This window comes from Planctobacterium marinum, from assembly GCF_020687805.1.
Classification (GTDB): domain Bacteria; phylum Pseudomonadota; class Gammaproteobacteria; order Enterobacterales; family Alteromonadaceae; genus Planctobacterium; species Planctobacterium marinum.
The window spans coordinates 214,027-231,844 of sequence record NZ_JAJEWQ010000002.1 but is presented as its reverse complement, the minus strand read 5'-3'; the positions used below and the strand labels follow the sequence as shown (position 1 = coordinate 231,844).

The window sequence follows — 17,818 nt, the reverse complement described above, 5'->3', positions numbered from 1 at the left end:
TCGCCTCTTTAGTCTCCTTTCATTGCGCGTTAAAAACCTCCCTGACTCGCTGGAATATTTTTTGCCATTGGCTAAACTGGCTTTAACTACCAGAAATGGATATCACATCATGCCGACGTTATTGTTCCGTCGTACAGGGACCCGATTATTTGCCAGTTGTGTTTTTGCCAACCTGCTTAGCCAGGTAAGCTACGCCGGTGATGCACTGGAAGTTATCGAAGTCTCGGCCCACAGACAAAAACAACCCATCCAGCAACTACCGGTTTCGGTCACACTGCTAAAAGCAGAGCAGTTAGCGACACTGGTCCATCCCAGTATTGAACAGGCCAGCGAGCGCTTACCCGCGGTATTCGCGGCCCCTAACTCCGGCGCATCAAAACTGTTCATTCGCGGCATTGGTTCTCAAGGCAATGCCGGCATGGATCAAACTGTGGCGGTATATCTGGATGACGTTTACCACGGTCGCTCCAGAGTCATTAAGACCAGTTTGTTCGACACAGAAAATCTGGAAGTCTTTAAAGGTCCGCAAAGTCTGCACTTTGGGCTAAACACCACCGGTGGCGTAATCGCGCTTACCAGCAGAGCGGCATCGTTGGAGCAAAGTGAAGGTTATCTGGCACTGATCGCAGGTGAACATCAGACTCTGGGGATAGATTTGGCCAGAAACATTCAGGTCAATGAGCAATTCGCAGCACGCACCGCATTAAAACTGCAGGACAGTGATGGCTATTGGGACATGATTGACAGCCAGGGAGAAGGACAGGCAGACAGTGGCACGAAACAGCAGGCAGGGCGATTATCGCTGGTGTGGCAGGCGCATCAGAATCTGGTTTTTAACCTGAAACTGGAAGGCCAGCATCAGCAACAGGACAACCCTTACGCCTGGCAACCTGGTGGTTGCAACAATCTTTATGGACTTGGATTGTCGACCCAAAATCAGTTGCAGTCTTTCTGGGAATCTACCGGTTCAGAACAGGACAATCCATTACGCGTACCTGCTACTTGCCGGGAAACCTTTGTTGATAACCAATTCGACGACCGCTCCCCCAGTGCCCCACATAACGAGGCGGAATTACAACATCAGGTTGCGGTGTTAACCAGCCACTGGCAAGGTGAGCAGGTCAATGCCCGACTGATCTCTGCAATCTACGACACGGAATTTGGATTTTCAGGTAATGACCTCAGTCACGGCGCTAACTTCAAACGTTTGTATTGGTCTGAAGACCAGGTAAGGCAACATTCTCAGGAGTTACGCCTGAATGGAGAATTGTCCACGCAACTGCGCTGGGAAGCCGGGCTCTACTGGCACGACAACCAGTTGTATTACAGCACCTCCGATCTCGACGCACGGCGTCAGGACAATCTACAGCTGAACTACGCACAGGCCTGGCAAGACGAACAGCGCAGGGCCGTCTATGGGGCGTTGGAGTGGCAAGCCACTGAAACATTGTCTCTGTCGCCGGGACTGCGCTGGCAAAACACCCGTAAACACTTCAGTGGCCTCAGTCATTTATATCGTGAACAATTTCAAAGCGAGGCGAACCGCAGTTTGTTCACCGAAACACTTATCCAGGATGTGACAGCCGATCCCGCCCACTACCGCCAGTTTGAGGCCCGCACAGTCAGCGAATTTCAGGGGCAACGATACGACTTTCATTCACTATTGCCATCTTTCACATTCGGCTGGGCGCCACAAGCCAATTACTATTACTGGTACAAATGGCAAAAAGGCGCCAAAGGTGGTGGATTTAATTTTCGTCTGAATAATCTGTCTGAATCAGAATTACGCTATGACGAAGAATATGCCTGGAGTCATGAGCTTGGTATACGCCAACAACTGTGGGCACAAAAGCTCGCGGTGTCAGTTGTGCTGTTTCACACCGACTACCGAAACCTGCAACAAAACTCCAATATGGGTGACGATGGCTTTATCTCGGGGGCACTGATCCGCAATATTACTGCCGCCCGTTCTCAGGGTGTGGAGCTGGATGTCGCATGGAAAATATCCTCTTCCTGGCAACTGCATAGCAATGCCACCTGGCTGGATGCCGAATTCTCCCGATATCCGGGGGCTGACTGCACCCGCCTGCAAAGTGTTGTTGCTAACACCGATGTTGCAGCGCTATTTGGTGCCCAACGTCAGCAAGGCTGTTTTCAGGATCTGAGTGGGGCCAAAATGCCATTTGCCCCCGAATTCAGCCTGTCCACCACCTTGAGTAATCGTTATAAAATAGATAAAAATTACCAGATAAATAGCTCATTAAACTGGTTTTACTCTGATGACTACTTCACCTCTCCCCACGCCGATCCTCTACGTCAGCAAAAGGCGTTTCATAAACTCAATCTCAGCCTGGTATTGACCCGCGACAATGCCCCATGGCAAATAGGCTTTCACATCAATAACCTGACCAACAAGCTAACCACCGGACAACTGGGCCAGGACGGAAATGCGGCCGTGTCCGGATTGTTAGACAGTCCCAGACACTGGCTCATTCGGGCAGAGTACAAAATTTAAACTATAATAATTTTTTATCCAACCAGGCTAAGGAAAATAATATGAAATACCCCTTCAAAACCAACAGCAAGCTGGCTCTGTCTGCACTTTGTTGTCTGTTGCTGGCTCAGGGATACCATAATCCAGCAGAAGCGCGTTCTCAGGTGGTAGAAACATCAAATGACTGTGCTGTAATGACCACTGCCGGTCAACGTAAGACCCTGCTGGACAACGCCCCAAAACTTAAAAACCCACCGGTTTATGATTTTTCTGATAAAGATAAGGATACCAAGGCCAAATTGGTGGTGGAATATAAAACCCCGGTGTTGGCGGGCTGTCAGACCCGGCTGAGACAGTGGGCTGGCCCTAAATATGATGACCGTCCGGTGGGTCCTACCATGGTGATCCGCCCGGATCGCACCTACCGGGCCGACATTTACAACAAATTACCCGCTGAAAACGAAGCCACACGACAAGAGATGACGCGCATGGGGCATCTTCATCATCTGGATGGTGCCGGACATGGGGGTGAGTCTACGACGCTTGGCTATGTCCCGCCCAAACCGGTAGAAATGAATTTTAACGTGCCTCACAACTTTAATGTTACCAACCTGCACACCCACGGCTGGCATGTTGATCCCACCGGAAAAAGCGACAATATTTTCCGGGAAATGGAGCCTCGGGAAGCGCCCTACGATCAAATCGTTCATCTGCCAAAAGGTCACCCATCAGGAACATTCTGGTATCACGCTCACCTGCACGGCTCAACAACCTTGCAGGTAGCCAGTGGTATGGCCGGAGCACTTATTGTTAACGATCACAACCAAGGCCTGGAAACCATTGAAGTGATCCGCAATGCACCAGACAGAATCATGCTATTTCAGCAGCTGGCTTACGGCAGAGACGGTCAGATAGAAAATTACGACAATCTGCAACAAGGCGATATCAGTGGCACCGGCAAAGCCGTCGGTTATAAAAACCTGAACCGGCCGGTGTTCGTCAATGGTCAGGCTTATCCAAAGGTTGCGATTAAACCTGGTGAAATCCAACGCTGGCGCTTTATTCACGCCGGTATTACCGATGGCATCAATCCGCAACTCGTTAAGGTACCTGCCTCAGACATCAGCGAAACCGGTGATATCGACTTCAGCAACGCTGAGGTGATCAATATGTATGAGATAGCGTTAGATGGCTTGCCCACAGGCACTATGCCCAGTATCCCATATGCGGTATTAGCACCCGGTTATCGCACCGATGTATTGGTGCAGGTTAGCGCTTCTCACAGCGATGAAGACTCCCGGTTGTTCCTGATTGACCAGGGTCAGAAAGACAAGGTGAATGTACAGTTACGCGACAAAACCGATACAGATCCCGGTGTTGCAACGGGTGCCATCAACTTTAGACGCATTCTGCTACAAATTGAAACCCACGAAGCCCTGGCGACGCCGCAAGCCCTTCCGACTCCGGACCAGATTGCACAAGCCTACACTGACTACACTCAGGGTGACCCCTACACTGGCGAAGCCCCACTTAAACCTCTGACGGCAGCAGAGCTGGACAACGGCAAGATCCAGCAGGTGCATTACAAGGTGTCTTCGCAATACCAATGTCCGGAACATGGCGGAAGCTGCACACCCTGTACAGATGACGCCAACAATCTGGTGTCCTGCGGTGCTGAGGCGAAGAACTTTTACATGATTTGTGATGGCCGGGATGCGTATGGCAACTGGTCCTGTTTTAACTTTAATCCTTCCGTTGATTTTGCCCGCATTCTGGGGCTTAACTCCGCTAATATCTGGCAAATCAGTGGTGAGTCCAACAGTGCCAATCACATCTTTCATATTCACGTAAATCCTTTTCAGGTACAGCGTAAGTTTGCCTACGGCGTTAATTATCCGTTTCCGGAAGGCATGAACGAAAACGACTGGGTCTGGAAGGACACCCTGAAAGCGCCGGTATTCCGCAATACCGAAACCCTGACCAATATTGCAAGTCAGGCTCAGCTGGATGAATATATCAGCGGTAAAACCTTCGATCCAAAAACCCCGACTTCAGGTGTTAAAGGTATAGGTCAGGGACACATCGCCACCATAAAAACCCGTTACACAGTGTTTACTGGCGCTTTTGTGCAACATTGTCACGTACTGAACCACGAAGATCAGGGCATGATGCAGGTGGTATCGATTGAACCCGCCCTGGAAGATATTAAGAAAGAAATTCCGCAGCTACACAAAGCCATTATGGAACATGGCCGGATAGAGTAAGCATTAATTAGGCAACTCTGTAAACAGCAACAGCGCCAATTGGCGCTGTTGTTTTATCAATAGCCTTGGCAAGTGCGGCTAAAACGCAAACCGGCGATCCATCTTCACCTCTTTGCGGCGAGAGTTATCAATTTTATAGACGGGTAATTCACGAATGTCAGCGCGCTCACGGCGGGCTACATAGGGCACCAATTGCGCATATCCATCGCGTTTCCCTGCTGTCATTGTTGCCTCAAACAATGCCATACTGCCAACGGTGAACACTTTGACATCGGTAAAATAGTATTCCAGTACATTGGTCAGCTGTCGCACGTTATCCTTGCGGTTGTTGAGCACACCTTTTTTATTGTACATGGCCATCAACATACTGGAGATTTTGCCGTTTTCAGCCTGACCCAATAATGTACTACCAAAAATTTTGCCTTTGGGTGCCATGCACATCCGAGCATTGTGAAAAAGCGTAGACAAGCGATCTTCAAAACTGCCCTGCAGGCTCTGGATCACCATATTCAGATTGATGGAATCAAATTTGCGGCTTTTAAAATTCCAGTTTTGCAATAAATTGGCGTAGTACAAATGCGGTGAAAGGTGCTTTGCCTGTTTGTGTGCGGCTTTTAATGAGTCCTTGTCAGAATCCAGAAATGACACCATCAGTTCAGCATTTGCCTTTAATCGCTTAACCAGGGAATAACCGCCTTCTACCCCCACTTCCAGGTGGTTCTTTGAGACATTGCGCTTAAACAGTTTTACCAGATCAGCTTCAGGGCAACGCCACGCCAGTTCGTTGATCAGATCATGACCCAACATCTTTGATAAAGTACTCAAAGGGGTTCTTTTTCCGGTGGCTTTGTTCTCTTCCAATGATAAAGCGGCAGAAGTAATGGTCTTTCTCATGTTGCTTTCCTTTCCAAAACTGAACCAGGCTGCCCTTGTTTCAGTACCGGGTCTGACTTCGAATACGCCCGGTATTCGTGCCCGAAGGTTTCTGTGATGAAGCCATATTAAAGAAAGCAAGATGAATCATCTTCTGAGTGGCGTGATCAAAAATGAAAGGATAATTTGTGACTCAACAGAGAATAGCCACATTGTGAAGCAGGCATTTACACAATCAGCCAGTTTGTGCGTTTTATCTAATCAAAAAATGCCTCAAAAAACACTAAACAACTGATTATTAGAATGTTTTTGCAATCCATTCATTTTTCATCATAGTTTTTAATCAATTGTTAACTGCAACAGTTTCCCGGAATCCGTCAGCAGAAAAATATTGCCTGCTGCATCCTGCTCGATACCGCGCAACCGTTCATTGAGGTGACTTAAAAAACGCTTCTGAGCGGTGAACTGACCATCAGACATTTCCACCAGCCGCAGCTCTCTGGATTTAAGTGTGGTCACTAGCAGCTGCCCCTGAAACTCGGTGAATTGCTGCCCCCGATACAAAATCATATCTGAGGGAGCGATTGACGGTGTCCAGTCCAGCCAGGGGGATTGCATGCCGGGATAAGTAGTAAACGGACTGATACTGGCTCCGGAGTAATCCTTTCCGTTGGTGACCACCGGCCAACCGTAATTGACACCGGCTTTGATGATATTAATTTCATCACCTCCTGCCGGGCCATGCTCATGACTGAACACTGAATTTGAGACAGCATCAAATAACAATGCCTGCGGGTTGCGATGCCCAAGCGTCCAAAGGTATTTGGCTTCGGCAAACCAGGGATTATCCGGAAGTGCCCTGCCGCTGTCGTCCATACGCAGTATTTTGCCCAGTTGCGCGTCTTTGCGTTGCGCTGACTCCCGATAATCAAAACCATCACCGGAACTCAGCAACAGGGAACCATCAGCCATAAATGCAATGCGTCCGCCGTAATGCACGGGAGTATCTTTGCCGGGGGACACAGAAAAAATGGTTTGTCCGTCTTCCAGTGTTAAACCCGACAGATTCAGGCGGGCCTTGAATACAGCCAATGCGTTACTGTCAGCATTTCCCTGGCTGTAAGATAAATAAATCAGACCATTATTCTCAAACGCCGGGTGCAGACTGACATCCAGCAACCCGCCCTGCCCGGCAAAATACACTTCAGGTGTACCTGCGACCCGTCCCTGTATAGTGTTATCCTTGATGTAAAGCAGCTGCCCACTTCTTTCAGTCACTAACCAGCCCCCTGACGGCAAACTGGCCATAGCCCAGGGAGCGTTCAACCCTTCCACCAAAACAGTGGCACTGTATTCAGTCGCCATCACATGAACGCTGCACACCCAACCGAAAATCCCCATCAACAGATAACGCATAAAAGACCGTATTTTGCTTTGACTTAGCTTCATTTTAGGGAAGACAGGAGCGATTACCAGTGTTTTAATAGTGAGCAGTAGACAGGCATAAGTGATTAGATACCATGTCCATAAAACTATTATTGCATTTCTCAGTCGCGGTGCTGACCACCTTCTGCATTGCCAGCATAGCGCACAGTCAATTTGTGCTGGCGGCGCTGACCGATGTTGGCGTTACTATTCCCCTCGCCGACAGGTTAAGCATGACATTGTCTGATCTCATCGGTTTATTGCCGGGTTATGGTGCCATCATTCTGCTGTCACTGCTGGTTGGCTTTCTGATTGTAGAAGGTCTGTCACGTTGGGTTCGTCCCCTGCCCGCCATTCGATACCCTGTTGCGGGATTACTGGCCATGTGCTGTGCATTACTGGCAATGCACCCGATTTTTAACGTCTCGCTGATCGCGGGTGCCAGAACGGAATTGGGCTTTTTAAGCCAGATTTTAGCCGGTGCTGTCGGTGGCTGGGTGTTTATGCAGTGCCGGAAAACCGTATAGTTGTTGCTGTTCTACTCTGATATCGCATTAGAAGCAGGCCTATTTCCCCATTTTGACATCATCCGTTAAAAAACCCGATGCTAGTCATTTTCACATCCACGTCTGAAAGGCCGCGCTAAGATGAGTTAAGCCGTTAATTTAAATCTCAGTTTATAGTTGGATTGGGCTAAATTTGCCAGGCACAAAAAAAGCGCCGAAGCGCTTTTTTTATATCAGCAATGTTGATAACAAGGCAGTTGTTAAGAAGACAGTTCCGCCTGAATGCGCTCAAAGCTGTTCTTCTCAGAAGAGACGTATTGCATCCACTGCTTCGCCATTCTGGAAGTGCCTTTGAATTTCTCAGCTTCTGCCAGGGCGTTAAGCGCTTCAGCAAATCGCTGCTTGTTAAACAAGGCCATACCAATCACCAGGTGGGCTGTACCCGGGCTGCGAATATCGCCTTTATCCAAAGCGATGCGCGCATTATCGATAGCCTGATCCCAGTTGTCTGAGTTCAGGAACAATTGTGCTAATTGTGCATTTAACTCGCCATCTTCAGACAATTCCGCGGCCGCCTGCATCACAGGAATAGCCTTGTCGTTATCCCGGGAAGCTGCATAACATTGCGACAAAAACCGCAGGTTCTTCAGGTTGCGCTCCAGTTTGCCATTGTCCATGGCCTCTTCCATGATCCGCGCGCCTTTATAAGGCACCTGATGGTAATAATACAGCTGAGCCAGGTTAAACATATCGTTGCCAGACTCCACATATCCCATCTGATAGGCCGCTTCCATCACCGCCAGTTGTTTTTTCTCCTGACCGATATCGCCATACATACCACCCAACTGTATCCAGTATTTGGGTTTATCATAGTAGCGCACCAACTTAACCAGTACTTCAGTGACCTTTTTAGGCTGCTTTAGCTCGTAATAAATGGCCCGTTGCAGAATGTACCAGTTTTCATCGGCAATGCCGTCATCGGGATTGTCTTCCTGCGTCGCAATAGCCAGTTCGATATAATCAGCTGCCTGCTGATAATCTTTGCTTTGGTACATGGCCTGTGCTTTCAGCACATAGTTTTTAGCCGGGATCTTTCCCTGATTCAGCGCTTCCCAACGCTCCAGATAAGTGATCACATCATTGTACTTTTCCTGCATCAGACTTAACTGCGCCAAACTAAACAATGTGGCCTGTTCAAAGCTTTCTGGTATTGGATCTTGAGCAACCACTGACTTGAACGCTTCGAATGCCTGGCTAAAGTCTTCGGCATTGTAGTAAATAAACCCATAGAAATTGTACATCATAGCTATTTCATAGCTATTCATGGATCCAGATTTATCCTTCACCTTATCCAATATTTCTATTGCTTCTTCAATACTGCCTTCGTCTCCGGCCTTTTGGGCTCTGGCTAGCTGCTCATAAACCTTGCCCCTTAATGCAGGAACCCGTTTCAATTTGCGTTCAGTAGCTTGTTCTTCCTGTGCCAGCACAATGCCACCCGAAATTACCGAATGCGTTGCAGGTGCAACATAAACAGCAACTCCGAATAGAGCGCAAGCAATTCTTGATAAAGAGTGTTTTAACATTGCTTACCTCTAACCATCAATTTCAAAAGAAATACGGTTTTGTATACCCGATACTTCTGCAGGTTCACCATTCACTACGCGCGGCTTGTATTTGAATTTCATCGCAGCATCAATAGCCGCCTGCTCAAATATCCCTTGTGGCTGTGCTTCCACTACCACAGGATCGCGTACTGAACCCTGTTTAGTCACCGTAAACTCAACAATAACGTAACCTTCGATTCCACGTTGTAAAGCTCTCCGTGGATATACCGGCGCCACTTTGACTATGGGCAGATACTCACCGTCGCCGGACTCCAAAGCCAAACCACCGTCCAATGCCACATCTGTGGAAACGTCTTGAGAGAAGTCCATGCCACTGCCTTCAGCGTTAGGTGTTGATGAGTCAAGCTGAGGTTGATCCATTTGTGGTGGTGGCTCTTTTGGCGGCGGTGGCTTACGAGGCTTGCGCTCTTTTTGCTCTACCGCTTCTTCTTTAGGCACCCGGACAAAGTCCAGTACCCGGCCTTTGGGCGCGTCCGTTAACGCGCTACCACCACTTTCGATCAACGACTGCATTACATAAAACAGGGCCATTGTGATACCTGCACTGAGAATTAACGCAATCAATACCCGAATCATAATTACTGCTCTGCTGCCGCAATAGATACGTCATATGCACCGGCGGCACGTGCTGCATCCATTACTTTGATTAACTTATCAACATTCGCTTCTTTGTCAGCCTGAATAACGACAGAACCCTGTGGGTTTTCTGCTTTCAAACGCTCAATGTTGGCTTGTACTGCGCGCACGTCGACCTTGCGCTTGTTAATCCAGATTTCACCTTTGTCGGAAATCGCCACCAGAATAGTCGCTCTGGGCTTTGCAGCCGCCGTAGAGGCTTCCGGACGATTGACGTCAATACCCGCTTCTTTAACAAAGGATGCCGTTACAATGAAGAAGATAAGCATGATAAATACGACGTCCAACATGGGCGTCATATCGATTGTGGCTTCTTCCTCTTCTACCAGATTTTGAAAATGCTGTTTCATAAATTTCTCGCTTTAAGGCCGGGTTCATCACCCGGCACTTTAGATATGTCTGTCCAGTTCTAATGCTTCTTCAACATGTGTGCGCTCGGCTTTAACTGTTCTGGTTAACCAGGCTACAGCAAATACCCCTGACAACGCACCGACCATACCGGCCATAGTTGGGATAGTGGCTTTAGAGACACCGGATGCCATTGAACGGGCATTGCCTGAACCGGAAATCGCCATGACATCGAACACTTCAATCATGCCGGTTACGGTTCCCATCAGGCCCAACAAAGGACACAATGCCACCAGCGCCTGGATAATAGACACGTTACTGTTCATACCCAGGTGCAAACGCGAAATCATCATTTGTCGAATTTGCTCTGCGTTCCAGGAGCTGCGATCTTGACGCGCTCCCCAGTTTGCAATGGCTTCATTTTTAGCCTTCTGATGCCAGATGAAGAAGTACAGCGCCCGTTCCAATATGAGTAGCCACATCACGAAGATCAGGATACCGATGTAGAACACAACGGCTCCACCGGTTTCCGTAAAATCGCGAATAGCCTCAAAAAACTCGATGAACATAGCTATTAACCTCTTTCAGCGCGCTCTGCAATCACCCCTGAAGACTGTTCTTGCAGAACTGCAACAATGCCTTTACTGCGCGTGTTTAAGAATGCGTATAACAAGGTAGTTGGGATTGCAACGACCAGACCCAGCACGGTAGTTACCAGGGCTTGAGAAATACCACCAGCCATCAGTTTAGGGTCACCGGTACCAAATAAGGTAATCGCCTGGAAGGTATTGATCATACCGGTTACGGTACCCAACAGTCCCATTAACGGTGCCACAACTGAAATGATTTTAACGATAGTCAAAAAGCGAGATAACTTAGGTAATTCACCCAGGATAGCTTCTGTTAAATGCAGTTCTAATGCTTCTACATCCGCCTCCGGGTACTTGTCTTTAACCAGTAACACACGACCCAGCGGGTTATCCGCTTTCGGTGTTGTCGATTTTTGCTGAGCATTCACTTTCATTTGAATCAGTGACAAGTTAATCAACTGAATGATAGCCAGTAAGAAGCCTACTGCACCCACACCCAAAATGATGTAACCCACTAAACCACCTTGCTCAACACGTTCTTTTAGGTTTGGCGCCTGAACCAGCAAACCCAGAATGGAGCCACCGGTAGGATCTAAACCAAATTTAACAAATTCACCACTGGACGCTTCCAGTTCGTTGATTGAGGTTTTGTAACGGTCCGCAGGCTGACGAATTAATTCAGCGACGGTGCCAGTGGCCGGATTGAAATCCAGGTATTTGCCATCCGCTACCAGTGCAAAAGGACCTACGCGGGTTACATCTTTGGTGACTTTGCTACCGTCGGCTTCAACCACTTCAGTACTGAAGTTTGTCACTTTACCGGCCTGGGTCATTTCACGCTGAATTTCAAACCAGACACGCTCAATTTCTTCAATGGATGCCAGCTTAGAGGACTTACCCATTGACTGCGCCAGGTTATCAAGGAATTCACCACGACCAGGAATTTCCGCAGAAATCACCGAGTTTTGGAATTTGTTTTTGGTGTCGCCCGACACTTGCTGCAGCACACCAAACAACTCTTTAAGTGAACCTAAGCGCTTGTCCAATGCACCCTGTAAGTCAGCGATTTTAAATTCGTTTTCTTCAAACGAGGTTTCCAGACGCTCACTTTTGGCTTCTTCATTGGCACGGGTTTGCTGTGCTTCACGGATCATGCGATCTTGCTCTGCAACCTGAGCACGGAACTGTTGTTCACGCTGCTGGTTTTGTTGGTTCTGAGCAAACTTACCTTCTTCCAGTTGCTTTAACAAAGCATCCAGGTCGAGGTTTTTGTTTTGTGCCATTGCACCACCAGATAAGACGGAGGCAACGAACAATGTAGAGATAACTTTAACGAACTTTTTCATTGCGCAATATCCTTAGTTGGTCTTCTTAACCGGTAGCATTAACAGGTCAGGGGCTTTTTGCTTTTTCGCCATACGCAAGCCACTGGTCAACTGTGTGCGGTAGCTGGAATCCAGCATGTCCCAGGTCTTGGTGTCCTGATTCCAGACACCTTGTTCAGAGCCATCACGGGTTTGATAGGCCAATACGGTACGGCCAACTCTCAAAAAGTCGACATCGCGTTCCTGACCACCCAGACTTAAAATGCCTGAGTAAGCTTCCATAGTGCGGCCGTAATCCATTTCTACCTGGTAAGCTTCCATAACACGTCGAAACTTCTCAGAAGAAGACACATCTGCACGGTCCATCATGTCGCGTAATGATTCAATGCGGTCAGAGCGCTCTTTTGGTAAGAACGGCACATCCAGCTCCACGAACTGCTCCAGTCCGTCAATCATGCGTATCATCAATGGGGTGATTTGGCGTTCAATCACACTGACTTCGTCAATGGACTTATTCAGTGCCGCCATTTCCGCAACCTGGTTAGCAATTTGCTTTTCCAACTGGGTGTTATAAACACGCAAACCATCGGTTTCTTTATTGATGGTTTTGAAAGTTTGCAATTTGTTGCCCACCTGCTCAGAGTAAGCATTAACTTTTTCCTGAGACGTCGCGGCAGATTCGTTAATTTGCTTAGCAGTATCAATGGCTGGTTTGATATAACCATCTTCCTGAGCACTTCCTGTCATAGCAGTGACAGACAAAGCTGCAGCTACAACTGAAAGGGTAAAAGTTTTGGAAAACTTCATATAAAAAGACCCTAAGATGTGTGTTAACTATACAATTGGGCGTACCGCCCGAAGATGGTGCGAGATTGTAGGGGGGAAATATGATCGTTTTATTACATCACATTTTGCTGCGCTCAAATGCGCTTCGCAGCCGCCCCAATTAAGCAGGCCGAGTTTGCAGGCATAGTGTCGGCCAACTTTCCCGTAGTAATGCTTTCGCAGCCGGAAGTTATCTTATTGATGGTTAATGGAAGAAATATGACAAAGCTGAAAAAGGCAAGCTGTGTGTCAATTGATTTGCCGTTTTACATTACGAGAATTTCTGTTTTTGCCCCTGGCCGAGATTACAAACCAGATGTTCAAGAAAGTTGACGGTTTAGAAGTGTTGTTGTAATCAAAACAGGAAGGTAATTATTGGGCTTCCAATCGGAAGCCCAATTCATTAAGTCGATTAAAAATCGTATTTGTAACTTACGTTAAACGTTGTACCAACAGTTCGGGTGCGAACAGCGATATCGTTTTGTGTTACTTCCTGGTCCTCGCCAAGAAGGTTCTTTAGCCTGAACTTTATTGTACTATTAAACGAAGGATAGTAAGAATAAACTACATCTAAAGAATGGAACGGTTGTTCAAAAGCATCTTCACGGCCATTGATACCTGATGCAAGAATTCGCTCCCCAAACACGTTGTAAACCAAAGAAGCACTGTGTTCACCATCAGCTGAATCGTAGCTTAGTTGAAGGTTCACTACGTACTCTGAATGACCATTCATCCGCTTGGTTGTATTGGTTAAGCTTCCGGCATCAGCCGCATCTATGGTTACTTCAGAGTCACTTAATGTGATGTTTCCTGACGTAAAGAAGCCACTTGCCAACCAGGATAAGTCATATAACCACTCAGCCTCGATTCCATAAAGCTCAGCAGTGTCACCATTGGTAAAACCAGCAGTATAGGAAGAATCACCAATTCTCAGGATAGTTTCGATGGGAGCAGCAATATCCTTGTAAAATAATGACAATGCCAAATTATCACCATTGGGATAATACAACTCATATCGAACATCATAGTTCTTAAGTGTACTTGCCGTTAGCTGAGTATTACCTGAGGTTCTTATATCCGTTAAAGGATCAAAATAACCTACCGGAACAACTTCTCTTAAATCCGGCCTAACGACAGTTTCACCGTAACCAAATCTCAATTGGTAGTCGTCACCATTAATGTAAGTCAGGCTAAGCGAAGGGTACCAATCACTTTGCTGCACTGAGCCATTCATGATGTTTTCTTCACTATATACCGCTTCAAAATCTTCACGGGTAAATATTGAAGATGATGTTCCAATGGCGACCTGTTTAAAGTCTTCAAAACGAAGACCCCCACTAATACGCCACGTGTTATCATAAATTACATCGAATGAGCCATATCCTGCTTCTACTTTTTGTGCCGCCAAATAATCATCTGGCTCAGACAACTCAGGTTCGTTAAACGCTAACTGAAGGTTAGTACTGTCAATAAACTGATTATCCAGGTATGAAGTTATACCGTTTATATCACTCAAATCGTCATTGACACTAACAGCGGTACCTGTGTTGTTTACGAAAAAGCTCGAGGTAGTGTAGTACCTGGAACGATCAAGAACATCCCATCCAGCTCTGAACTCCAACTCATATTTGCCTAATGAGATTGGTAAGTTTACATTGCCGCCCCAGGATTTCATGTAGTCATCCATTTCTACAAACTCATAGTTTACCTGGCCATTGCCACCACTTATGATGCTGTCAACATATTGCTGGTTATCATCATATTGATCGGTAAACGCGTAGGTTGCCTGCAGTGGAATATCTGTTTCAGCTTCTGATTGGGTATATTGCCAGTCGGCGCCAATTCCCCAGTAATCAAGTAGCGTGTGTTGACCGCGAAATTGATCCACGTCTAAAGTACGCTCTTCGAAGGTGAAACTATGTTCCCGGCCGGCCCTATTACCACTCACAATGGTGTTGTTTAGTGTCGGGTTTTGCAGTATCGAAATTTCAGCTTCATCTTCATTATCTTCAATATATATTTTATTGTAGCTAATGCTATGAGTACCCAGTCGGTAGCCAATGTTTAACAGCCCATTTAGACGCTCGTTTTCATTGGTAACTTCCGAATCAACAAACTGATCAAAACATGAATTGGCAACGGCTTCTTCAGTGTCCAGTGTTGTCGAACAGTCGCTTTCAACCTGATTGGGGTTAATAACGGCATTACGTCGCTCTGTATACTTCCATTTATTATCGTAAGCAACCGATGCCAAAAACCCGATAGTTCCGCCCAACCAATCTTCGTCGTAGCTATCGCCAATAAACGCCTGAATGGAATAATTTGGGTCCAGTGAACCGTCAGTAATCGACATATCTCGCGGGAGTGACTTCATCAAATCATGGTTGACTGTCGTCGCCTGCTGAGCTGCCGTGGCACTTTCGTTATTAGTTAACACATCACGGTTAATAATGCTGGCTAATGAAAAATCACCTTTGTAGTGTAAAACGGCATTTTTTAACGCTTCAGGTTGTCCATTTTCATTGCGGTTATAGGTAAAGCCATCAGAACTATTGGAGTCAGCTTCAACGCCAACCTGAATCCCACCTACAAACTCGCCAGGAACGGATTTAGTTCTGATATCAACGTTACCGCCACCAAATGCCGCAGGCATGTTAGGGGAATATGCTTTCTGTACAGACAGGCTCTCTATCACGCTGGTGGGAAATATATCCAGTGGTATAACGTTACGAGTTAAGTCTGGGCTCGGAATTGCTGCGCCATTCAACCGGGCACTGGAGTATCTCTCACCTAGTCCGCGCACGTAGATAAATTTGCCATCTACTAACGTCAAACCAGTCACTCTTCGAAGAGCCGCAGCGGCATCACCATCACCAGTACGAGATATTTGCTCAGCACCTAAAATGTCTGCAACAAAAGCCTGGTTCTTACGCTCTTCGATTACTGCTGCCGCGGTTCCCTGTAAACGAGAACCTCTGGCAACAACTTCTTCAATTGCCGCGTCGTCTTCCTGAGCGTAGACAAGCACTGGGCTTGCTAACATTGAAAGAGCGACTGCAACTGAGATCTTACTTGCTCTATATCGAGTCTTCATAATTCAATCCCACTTTCAGAATTGATAAAAAGGCGCAACAACGGCGCCTATTTATCTATTGATACAAATTGATTATTCGTCGTTTGAATTATCGAAAGCGTCTTTTGCCCAGTTGTACCAATCTGAAGAAGTGTCTGTGTCTGATACAGCACCAATGAAGTCTACTGCGGTGAAGAAGTCACCTAAAGTCGTTACATCAAAAGGTGAAACAGTGATGTCTGCACTTCCAGTTGCAGTTGCAAACCCGTTGCCAGCCAATACATCAGCGTTACCACCAGTAACTTCACTGTTACCACCTTCAAACCAAGCGGTAACTGTTGTTGTGTTTCCATTTTCAGCAGTCAGGTCAGTATCGTCTGACAATGTTGCACAAGCAGCAACTGAGTTTTGGAATGATGTTACATTGGCAACAACGTTATCTACAGCATCGCCAGAAATATCAAAACAGAAACTTTGAGTGTCAACCGCTTTAACCAGCAGGCCGTTGTACCAGGTCGCGGAGATATTATCATCAAGCTTAACAGCCGTTGATGGGTCTGTGTCACGTACTGACAAGTTATCAGTAGTGATTACCGTAACATTAGCAATATGAGGTGCAGAAGCAGGAGCTTCAGCAGAACTGTCGCCTTTTTCACCGTCTGATTCAAAACCATTGTTACCCATTGCAATCACTTCACCGTTCGCATTAACAACAGTTCCATGCTTTGCCAAAATAAACTGTGCGTTGCCCTGCCAACCTGCATCAATATCAATGCTGTCATCCTGGGTATCAGTAACAACGATGTACTTCAGGTCAACAGCACCACCAAACAATTCAATACCGTCATCGTAGCCAGCATAAATATCGATGTATTCAATGGTGGTACCTGAACCAACAGCAAATAAACTTAAAGAGTTTAAGTCATTACCTTCTTCAGCACCTGCCGGTAAACCACCAGCATAATGGATTTTAACAAATCTCAGACTACCACTGTTGTCAGTATTGTCAGAACCACCATAGTAAGTCACTGCACCTTCAGACTCAGCGTTACAGGTACCGGCACTGCGCTCTGCGTCTGTACATTGGTCAGTAATACCAAAGCCGTCGATCATGATGCCACCCCAATCCTGAGGAGAAGCGCCGTTACCTACGGTATCAAGGCGAGAATATGCTTTAGCAGAAGTAAAGGTAACCGGAGCGGCATAAGTACCTTCAGCAACAATGTTAGCTCCGCGGTTGATTTGTACACGTGAAGAAGCGTTGTCAAATACAACAGTGGCACCCGCTTCAACTGTCAGTGTAGGACCGTTTACTTCGACAGTACATGCTTCAGCAACGGTGTTACAACCTTCACCCATAATTAAAGAACCAAGAAAATAATGTACGCCGCCATTTTCTAACGCATCCAGAGATAAGTCTTCTGTAATTTCAACCGTCGAACTTGCAAAAGAAGCATTGTAAGTACAATCTGTTCCGTCATAATTTCCCTGCAGCTCACCGTAAGAAGCACAAGGATTTTCATCTGCAGGTGGCTCACTCGTATCAGGGTTATTGTTGTTATTGGTTGTATTATTAGAGTTGTTAACACTGCTATCATTCACTGTTGGAGTTACGTTGATATCTCCACCACAACCAGCAAGAGTTAAACCTACTGCAATTGCACTAACTTTAAATAAATTCTTAAGTTCCATCGGGTTCTCCGGAAGTTGATATGTGTTCAAGAATATAAATATTAATGAGTACTAGATTTTAATCGCACGCAGAGTACTTAAAGTGAATGACAATTTTGTTACAGGGGTAGTAAGCGTCACAAAACTTTCATATTTGTAA

The 17,818-nt window shown here is 46.6% G+C and carries 14 protein-coding genes; 4 read left to right on the top strand and 10 right to left on the bottom strand.

Annotation, left to right across the window (positions count from 1 at the left end; translation table 11 throughout):
* Positions 1–61 precede the first annotated feature (61 nt).
* Together LJ740_RS06370 and LJ740_RS06365 are read left to right on the top strand one after the other, a co-directional pair.
* A complete protein-coding gene (locus tag LJ740_RS06370; protein ID WP_229528240.1) occupies positions 62–2,515 on the top strand; it encodes a TonB-dependent receptor in 2,454 nt (817 codons plus the stop codon).
* Between the two features lie 41 nt (positions 2,516–2,556).
* Complete coding sequence (locus LJ740_RS06365) at positions 2,557–4,758, top strand: multicopper oxidase family protein (protein WP_229528239.1); 2,202 nt, start codon at positions 2,557–2,559, stop codon at positions 4,756–4,758.
* Positions 4,759–4,836: 78 nt separating this feature from the next.
* On the opposite strand, the gene LJ740_RS06360 is transcribed toward LJ740_RS06365, so the two are convergent.
* On the bottom strand, positions 4,837–5,652 hold the full coding sequence (locus LJ740_RS06360) for a hypothetical protein (RefSeq protein WP_229528238.1): 816 nt from the start codon (positions 5,650–5,652) through the stop codon (positions 4,837–4,839).
* Between the two features lie 318 nt (positions 5,653–5,970).
* On the bottom strand, positions 5,971–7,047 hold the full coding sequence (locus tag LJ740_RS06355; RefSeq protein WP_229528237.1) for a PQQ-dependent sugar dehydrogenase: 1,077 nt from the start codon (positions 7,045–7,047) through the stop codon (positions 5,971–5,973).
* A 104-nt stretch (positions 7,048–7,151) separates the two neighbouring features.
* Here LJ740_RS06355 and LJ740_RS06350 point away from each other — a divergent pair, with 104 nt between their 5' ends.
* The gene (locus tag LJ740_RS06350; RefSeq protein WP_229528236.1) at positions 7,152–7,583 is read left to right on the top strand and encodes a hypothetical protein; all 432 of its coding nucleotides are present in this window, start codon (positions 7,152–7,154) and stop codon (positions 7,581–7,583) included.
* A 239-nt stretch (positions 7,584–7,822) separates the two neighbouring features.
* Here the strand turns inward: LJ740_RS06350 and LJ740_RS06345 are convergent, their stop codons facing one another.
* Genes LJ740_RS06345 through LJ740_RS06320 form a run of 6 tightly spaced genes read right to left on the bottom strand, consistent with a single transcriptional unit; the run spans position 7,823 to position 12,896 of the window.
* Positions 7,823–9,148, bottom strand: coding sequence for a tetratricopeptide repeat protein (locus LJ740_RS06345; protein ID WP_229528235.1), 1,326 nt, complete (start codon positions 9,146–9,148; stop codon positions 7,823–7,825).
* A 9-nt stretch (positions 9,149–9,157) separates the two neighbouring features.
* Positions 9,158–9,766, bottom strand: coding sequence for an energy transducer TonB (locus LJ740_RS06340; RefSeq protein ID WP_229528234.1), 609 nt, complete (start codon positions 9,764–9,766; stop codon positions 9,158–9,160).
* Positions 9,767–9,768: 2 nt separating this feature from the next.
* Positions 9,769–10,176: an ExbD/TolR family protein gene (locus LJ740_RS06335; RefSeq protein ID WP_229528233.1), complete on the bottom strand. Its 408-nt coding sequence runs from the start codon at positions 10,174–10,176 to the stop codon at positions 9,769–9,771.
* Positions 10,177–10,215: 39 nt separating this feature from the next.
* Positions 10,216–10,743 carry a MotA/TolQ/ExbB proton channel family protein gene (locus tag LJ740_RS06330; protein WP_229528232.1) on the bottom strand — a complete coding sequence of 176 codons (528 nt, stop codon included), beginning with the start codon at positions 10,741–10,743 and terminating at the stop codon, positions 10,216–10,218.
* 5 nt (positions 10,744–10,748) lie between these two features.
* Positions 10,749–12,110 carry a MotA/TolQ/ExbB proton channel family protein gene (locus LJ740_RS06325; protein WP_229528231.1) on the bottom strand — a complete coding sequence of 454 codons (1,362 nt, stop codon included), beginning with the start codon at positions 12,108–12,110 and terminating at the stop codon, positions 10,749–10,751.
* A 12-nt stretch (positions 12,111–12,122) separates the two neighbouring features.
* Positions 12,123–12,896 carry a DUF3450 domain-containing protein gene (locus LJ740_RS06320; RefSeq protein WP_229528230.1) on the bottom strand — a complete coding sequence of 258 codons (774 nt, stop codon included), beginning with the start codon at positions 12,894–12,896 and terminating at the stop codon, positions 12,123–12,125.
* 117 nt (positions 12,897–13,013) lie between these two features.
* Between LJ740_RS06320 and LJ740_RS06315 the strand changes: the two genes are divergently transcribed.
* Positions 13,014–13,247 carry a hypothetical protein gene (locus tag LJ740_RS06315; protein ID WP_229528229.1) on the top strand — a complete coding sequence of 78 codons (234 nt, stop codon included), beginning with the start codon at positions 13,014–13,016 and terminating at the stop codon, positions 13,245–13,247.
* A gap of 79 nt (positions 13,248–13,326) precedes the next feature.
* Here LJ740_RS06315 and LJ740_RS06310 read toward each other — a convergent pair whose 3' ends face one another.
* Both LJ740_RS06310 and LJ740_RS06305 read right to left on the bottom strand, forming a co-directional pair.
* On the bottom strand, positions 13,327–16,008 hold the full coding sequence (locus LJ740_RS06310) for a TonB-dependent receptor plug domain-containing protein (protein ID WP_229528228.1): 2,682 nt from the start codon (positions 16,006–16,008) through the stop codon (positions 13,327–13,329).
* A 72-nt stretch (positions 16,009–16,080) separates the two neighbouring features.
* Positions 16,081–17,679, bottom strand: a complete 1,599-nt coding sequence (locus LJ740_RS06305; protein ID WP_229528227.1) for a hypothetical protein — start codon at positions 17,677–17,679, stop codon at positions 16,081–16,083.
* Between the last annotated feature and the right edge of the window lie 139 nt (positions 17,680–17,818).